Source organism: Wolbachia endosymbiont of Drosophila bocki, from assembly GCF_028982005.1.
GTDB classification, from domain to species: domain Bacteria; phylum Pseudomonadota; class Alphaproteobacteria; order Rickettsiales; family Anaplasmataceae; genus Wolbachia; species Wolbachia pipientis.
Genome location: NZ_JAPQLG010000174.1, coordinates 1 through 3,161 on the forward strand (window position 1 = coordinate 1; position 3,161 = coordinate 3,161).

Genomic DNA, 3,161 nt, shown 5'->3' on the forward strand with positions numbered 1-3,161 from the left:
TTGTACGTTACCTACTATCCGAAGAGCGATGCAACAAAGCCATTCCAGTGTCAAGCACTGGAATGACACCTTCTGTATAAATATTAAGAAATTTACCAAACGAAAAAAAAGGCAAAAGAAACCCTAGGGTAGCTAGTTATTCACTATCCACTTTTTAAGTTGGCGTTTTTTAATGTTTTAAATGCTTTATAAGCGTATTTCAGCTTGTGTAGGTCAAAACCCGGAAATTTGATAAAGACATAAGGTGCACATAGTGCAAAAAATCAAACATGAGACGCCAGATACGTTGAGTTTTTTTGTCATTTAATCTGTACAGAGAAGATAAATAAATAGCTTCGGTTTCATGATAAGGGCGCTGGCGAGGTTTGTCAAGGAAGTTTTTTGTTTCTGTGGGCTACCTGGATGACAGGATTGCTCTTGAATTTGTATAGCTACATTGTCGGTAAATCTAAATTGCTTTAGTTATAGAAATAAATTTCGAGTCAGATGTGTATAAATTCTATATAATTTTTATCCTACTACTAATTTAACAAGATGGATCATATAGATATTATAAAATCAAAATTATTATTATCCGACATAGTAGGTAAAAAAGTCAGATTAATAAAAAGAGGAGATAGTTTTGTTGGGCTCTGTCCATTTCATAACGAAAAAACCCCATCTTTTTCGGTGAGCAATACTAAGGGGTTATATTACTGTTTTGGTTGTTCAGCTAGTGGTGACGTATTTGAATTTATTTCACAAACTGAAGGATTAAGCTTTAAAGAAGCATTGGAAAAATTAGCATCGGTTACAGGTGTTGAACTGCCCAAAAATCTTAGTATTACAAAAGAGAACAATAAACTATTTTTAGCGCTTGATTTAGCTGCAAATTGGTTTGCACAAAAAAATCAAAGTGTTGTAGATTATTTAAAGCAGCGTAAGATTTCACCTAAAATCATAGATAAATTTAAGATAGGTTATGCACCAAGCTCTGGTTTGAAAGAGTATTTAAACTCTTCAGGTATTGAAGACAAAATTTTAATTGATATTGGATTAGTAAACAAAAATTTTCATGATTATTTTTATGACCGGCTGATATTTCCTATACAGAGCATTGCAGGGAGAGTTATTGGTTTTGGCGGACGTGCGCTAAGTTCTGAGCAACAGCCGAAATATTTAAACAGTCCAGAGAGTCAGCTCTTCAAGAAGAGGGAGAATTTATACGGATTAAACTTTGCTTTAAGCGAAATACGTAAAAAACAGCACATACTCGTTGTTGAAGGATATATGGACGCTATAGCGCTACATCAAGCAGGAATTAGTAATGCAGTTGCTCCGCTTGGTACCGCAATTTCTGCAGAGCAGATAAAAAATCTATGGAGATTTGCTAAAGAAATCTCCATCTGTATGGATGGCGATAGTGCTGGACGTCATGCTGCTACTCGAGTTGCAGAACTTGCTCTGCCAATATTAGAGCCTGGATACACGTTAAAATTTGTGACTTTGCCGAGTAATAAAGATCCATACGATATATGTAACGAACTGGAATACAAGAAAGAAGACGTATTGATTGCGCTTGATCACTCAACAAAACTTCATTCTGAATATTTATGGCATCACATAATCGATAGCAATTTGCAAAATTATGAAAAACTTGCTCCGGAAAAATATTCAATTCTTGAGCACAAGTTCATGGAATATGTAAATACTATTAGCAACAGCAGTATTAGAAGGTATTACAGAGATTATTTTTACAATAAGGCTAGTGAACTAAGAAGTAGCTTCAAAAAACAGATTTTTAATAGTAAAACTAGAGCAACAAAAGGTGAGTATCTTCATAACAAATCTCCAGAGCTAATTGAAGCAGAGCAAAATCAGGCCGTAATTTTGCGTATAGCCGTAGAATTTCCTGAAATTTTGAACCGTCCTATATTTTTTGAGCAATTTTCTCATTTTGAATTTACTAATGAGATGAAAAGATTACAACAGCATATAATTGATGTAATAAGTAACAAAAGCAAACTCGATAAAGAGCAAGAATTAAAACAGTTTAACGTTATAAAGTATGTATTTGAAAAAACTAGTGTACTAAATAGCCAACTAAACGAGAGAAAATCTGCAGAAATTGTGTGGAATAATATAGTGTTACTAAAAGAGTTAAATGCATTACGAAAAGAAAGAACCGAAGCGAGGCTGAGCAGTAATCTTGACTTAGAGGAAAGGTTGATAGAACAAATAAAACAAATAGAAAGCCGTATACAAGAAATGCAAATGGAGTTTATTGAAAAGTAGATATCGTCTCGTTAGTCAACAAGAAAATTACAAAATAAGACAATATTTTACATAAGATTGAAATTTTTAACTAATTAAGCCTTCCTCCAACAGCTTTGCCCTGTAGTTTTTGATATGGTTAGGATCACTTGAAAATGTATAATTTTTGTAGTTAGCTCTGCTATGCATATAAAGCTTACTATTGACTTTTATCACATTATCTCACATTATCTCACATAATATGCATGTGAGAAGAATATGAACTGGAAGAATTTTCGTCTTAGTACACGTCTCAACCTAGAAGGGCCTGTAATTGAACAAGTGTACAAGTTAATTACTGCAGTTGATAGTGTTAAAAATAGCTGGCAGATAACGAAAAAACTACTACCACAAACAATTGAAAGATTAACTCATTCAGTTATTGTTACATCTTCTGGCGCTTCTAACCGTATTGAAGGAAATCGTCTAACCGATAAAGAAGTTGAGGATCTATATAAAAACCTACGTGTCAAAAAATTTAAAAATAGAGATGAGCAAGAAATTGCTGGCTACTTAGAAATGCTTAAACTAATATTTCATGATTATACGGATATTCCAATTAGTGAGTCATCAATATTGCACATTAACAACCAGATGCTACTTTATAGTGAAAAAGATTTGTATCATAGAGGAAAATACAAAGCAAGTTCTAATAGAGTTGAGGCAAAAGATCAGAATGGAAAAGTTGTTGGTATAATTTTTGATCCCACACCACCTTACCTTGTTAGAAAGGAAGTACAAGAGCTTGTTGATTGGTATCACTGGTCCTTAAGTAATAAATTTAAGCATCCTCTTATTATTGTTGCTAACTTTGTTTTTGAGTATCTGGCAATACACCCTTTTCAAGATGGGAATGGCAGAACTAGTAG

The 3,161-nt window shown here is 33.3% G+C and carries 2 protein-coding genes; both read left to right on the forward strand.

The annotated features are described in order from the left end of the window. Nucleotides 1-534: 534 nt before the first annotated feature. Nucleotides 535-2,274, forward strand: a complete 1,740-nt coding sequence (dnaG, locus tag OZD61_RS04130; protein ID WP_274979963.1) for a DNA primase — start codon at nucleotides 535-537, stop codon at nucleotides 2,272-2,274. Nucleotides 2,275-2,511: 237 nt separating this feature from the next. Further along, nucleotides 2,512-3,161 (forward strand): Fic family protein (locus tag OZD61_RS04135; RefSeq protein WP_274979964.1); only part of this gene is annotated, 650 nt, incomplete at its 3' end.